Origin of the sequence: Roseovarius sp. EC-HK134 (assembly GCF_902498815.1) — a bacterium.
Classification (GTDB): Bacteria; Pseudomonadota; Alphaproteobacteria; order Rhodobacterales; family Rhodobacteraceae; genus Roseovarius; species Roseovarius mucosus_A.
The window spans coordinates 1-3,781 of sequence record NZ_LR701530.1; the positions used below are offsets into that span (position 1 = coordinate 1).

The 3,781-nt window shown below is 59.9% G+C and carries 2 protein-coding genes; one reads left to right on the top strand and one right to left on the bottom strand.

Annotated elements, in window-relative coordinates; all coding sequences use genetic code 11:
- Positions 1-61: 61 nt before the first annotated feature.
- Complete coding sequence (locus GC127_RS00895) at positions 62-628, bottom strand: recombinase family protein (RefSeq protein WP_151976026.1); 567 nt, start codon at positions 626-628, stop codon at positions 62-64.
- Positions 629-768: 140 nt separating this feature from the next.
- On the opposite strand from GC127_RS00895, the gene GC127_RS00900 reads away from it, so the two are divergent.
- Positions 769-3,720, top strand: a complete 2,952-nt coding sequence (locus GC127_RS00900) for a Tn3 family transposase (protein WP_151976027.1) — start codon at positions 769-771, stop codon at positions 3,718-3,720.
- The last annotated feature ends 61 nt before the right edge of the window (positions 3,721-3,781 follow it).

Genomic DNA, 3,781 nt, shown 5'->3' on the forward strand with positions numbered 1-3,781 from the left:
GGCCCCATCGGAAGGTTTCTTCGTAGAACCACGCTAAGGGAGAACGAAGCCTGAACATGGCTTACAGCGTGGCATTTCTGATCGCCTTGTAAGCTGTTGATCTGCCTATGCCGAGGTGTTTTGCGGCTTGAGCGACGGATTTACCTGCGCCGACGAGATCTTGGAGGGCTGAGATTGTCTCGGGTTGCAATGGCGGGCGCCCAGGGGTGCGGCCATGCTTTCGAGCGTTGATCAGGCCGTCTTTGGTGCGCTCAGAGATCAGGCGGCGCTCGAAATGCGCAATGGCCCCGAAGACATGGAACACGAGCTCTCCGGCGGCGGAAGTCGTATCGATCCGCTCCTCGAGGCTGATCAGATTGATCTCTCTGGCTTTGAGGCCGTCGACGGTTTCCAGGAGTTCCTTGAGCGAGCGCCCCAACCGATCGAGGCGAATGACGGCGAGGGTGTCGTTGGGTCTTGCCTGATCAAGCAAGGCTGTCAAACCGGGCCGGTTGAACGTTTTGCCTGAGATCACGTCTTCGAACACGCGAATAGCGCCGTGTTGTAGCAGCCGATCTTTCTGTCCGGACAAATCTTGGTCGACGGTCGAGACCCTTGCGTATCCGAGGATGTCGCCAGTGCGTGGCATGGTGTCTCCAAAACGGCCGTTTTAGGGCCTAATCGCAGGTGGTGACCCTAATCCCGGATTTGCGCAGGATATCTGTCATTTTAACAGTCTCTATAATATTGGGCGTCTTCAAACTTGCAACAACGTTTTGAGGACGCCTTATGGCCCGTAGACTTCTTTCCTCCCGCGCGTATGCGGACCTCTTCGGGGTGCCGACAGATTCTGAAGCCTTGATCCGTCACTATCTGCTGAGCGGAGATGACATTGATCTGATCCGTACTCGCCGCCGCGCCGAAAACCACCTTGGCTTTGCGGTGCATATTTGTCTGCTGCGCTACCCTGGTTTGGGGTGGAGCGAAGACATCATGCCGCCAGCTGAACTGATCGCCTGGCTTGCAGAGCAACTTCAGATCGATGCTTGTTCTCTCGGTGAATATGCCGTCAGGCGAAATACGCGGCATGAACACCATGCCCTCGCGATGCGCCATTTGGGTCTGTCCCCTTTCGGATCTGAACATGTGCAGCAGGCGGAGGATATCGCCACGAGGGCGGCCTTTGCGACGGATCATGGCGTGACGATTGTCGAGACGCTGATTGCGGACCTGCGCAAGCACCGTTTGGCGCTGCCGAGCGTGGACACGCTTGAGCGCCTCGCCTTGAAGGGCCGGGCGCGCGCGCGAAGGGAGGCTGCCGCGGCGCTGTTTGATGCCCTCTCACTGGAGCAGCGTGACCATTTGCAGGCGCTCTTGGTGAATGACCCGTCCGTAGGGCAAACGCGGCTCACGTGGTTGCGCGGCTTTCCGCACTCGACCAGCCCGGCCAGCATGGCCGCGCTTCTGGACCGTTTGAAATATCTGCGATCATTGAATCTGCCGCCAGATCTTGGCCAGGGGCTGCACCCGGACCGGCTGCTCAAGTTCGCGCGCGAGGGTGCTGTAGCGCCCGTGAGCTTGCTGAACGACTTTGGCGTGCGGCGGCGGATCGCAACACTCGCGGCGCAGATGGCGGATTTATCCGTCACGATCACCGACGCGACCATCGCCAAGTTCGAGCGATTGACCGGCCAGCTCTTCTCAAGATCCCGCAACCATCAGGAGGAGGTTTGGCGTATAGGGAAGACCCGGGTTGGCAAGCTGATGCAGCTCTTCGGCGCATCCATTGATGCCATGGCCCGCGCACAAGACCTGGGTCAAGACCCCTTTGCTGCGCTGGATGCGGATGTCGGATGGGATACGCTCCTGGGCAAGCGTGACGAAATCGCCAGCTTCGGAGAACTGGCAACCAGTGACCCGCTTTCTCTGGCGACCGAGCGCTATGCGTATATGCGCAAGTTCGCCCCTGCCTTTCTGGAGGCCTTCCAATTCAATGCGACCGATGCGGGGGATGATCTCAAGGACGCCATCGCCTTGCTGCGGGATCAGAACCGCACCGGCAAACGCAAGTTGCCCGATAATCTGCCCATGCCGTTTGCCGCCAAGCATTGGCCGTCGCTGATCGTCCAAGGCGGTCAGCCACAACGGCGCGTGTATGAAACCGCTATTGTGTCCACCTTACGAGACCGCCTGCGTGCCGGGGATGTCTGGGTCGACGGCAGTCGTGAGTATCGCCGGTTCGACAGCTACCTGATGCCCCGGGACACGGCTGAAACTGTCATGCGGGATGCAGGCTTCGAGACCGATCCGGACGCGTGGCTGGCTGATCGCCGGAGCATGTTGGCGAAACGTCTTGACCAAGTGGACCGCGCCTTGAAACGCAATGCTCTTATCGGCGTCCGTATCGAGCGTGGGCGGCTGAAAATCACACCACATGATGCGGTGACACCACCTCCTGCGGTGCGTTTGGAACGGGCCATCGACGCCGTGATGCCGCGTATCCGCATCACGGAGCTGCTTTGGGAGGTGAATGCGCAGACCGGGTTCCTTGATGCCTTCACTGACCTGCGGTCTGGCAAGCAGCACGATGAACCCGCTGCAGTTCTGGCCACGATCTTGGCTGGAGCCACCAATCTCGGCTTGGAGCGGATGGCCCACGCCTCATCGCGTGTCAGCCATGCGCAACTGACCTGGGCGCAGACATGGTACCTTCGGCCCGAGACATTCGCGGATGCCTTGGGCCGCATTGTCGATGCCCATCATGGTCTGCCCTTCGCGCGACATTGGGGCGCGGCTGAGCACAGCTCATCAGATGGCCAGTTCTTCTCTGCCAATCGTGGCAGCGGACTCATCAATGCCAAGTACGGGCCTGATCCCGGCCTGAAAATCTATTCTTTCCTGTCGGGCCAGTACGGGTCGTTCCATTCCAGCGTCATCGGGGCGACGGCGGGCGAAGCGCCCTTTGTGCTCGACGGTCTTCTGGGCAATCCGGCCAGTTTTGACCCCCTCGTTCACTACACAGATACCGGCGGCGTGTCGGACCACGTCTTTGCCCTGTTCCATCTGTTGGGGATGACGTTTGCCCCGCGCTTGCGCGACTTTCCCGACCGGCGGTTGGCGTGCTTCGGTGGCGCGAAGGCGTGGCCTACCCTGTCGCCTCTGATCGGGAAGCCTATCAATGAAGAGGTGATCCGGCAGCATTGGGGCGACGTCATGCGACTCGCGGCCAGCATCCGCGACAGATCTCTGAAACCGTCTGAAATCCTGCGAAAGCTTGGGGCGTACCGCCAGCAAAACAGGCTGTATCTTGCCCTCGGTGAAATCGGTCGGATCGAACGCACACTCTTCATGCTTGACTGGATCGAAAACGCCGCTCTGCGCATGGAATGCCACGCAGGCCTCAACAAGGGCGAAGCGCGGCACTCGCTGGCCAGGGCCGTCTTTGCCCACTCACAAGGGCGCATTCATGATCGTTCTGACGCGGCTCAACAGAAACGGGCCATGGCGCTCAACCTCGTCATCGCCGCCATCACGTTCTGGAACACGATCTACATGGACAAAGCGGCCAGCCACCTCGCACAGGCCAGCCCGCTCTACGACGCCAAGCTGCTTCCGCATACCTCGCCGCTCGGGTGGGAGCACGTCATCCTTTCCGGCGACTTTGATTGGCATTCTAGAGCCGCTGACCGCAAAATTGCGCGACCGCTGAACATCAGGCCAGCCAGAGACTGGGGAACGTGAAGATGTTCTCTGAAAGTTCCCCCTTAGCGTGGTTCTACGAAGAAACCTTCCGATGGGGCCT

Coding starts and splice junctions, on each gene's coding strand:
- GC127_RS00895 (WP_151976026.1), bottom strand. CDS start 628: ATGCCACGCACTGGCGACATCCTCGGATACGCAAGGGTCTCGACCGTC.
- GC127_RS00900 (WP_151976027.1), top strand. CDS start 769: ATGGCCCGTAGACTTCTTTCCTCCCGCGCGTATGCGGACCTCTTCGGG.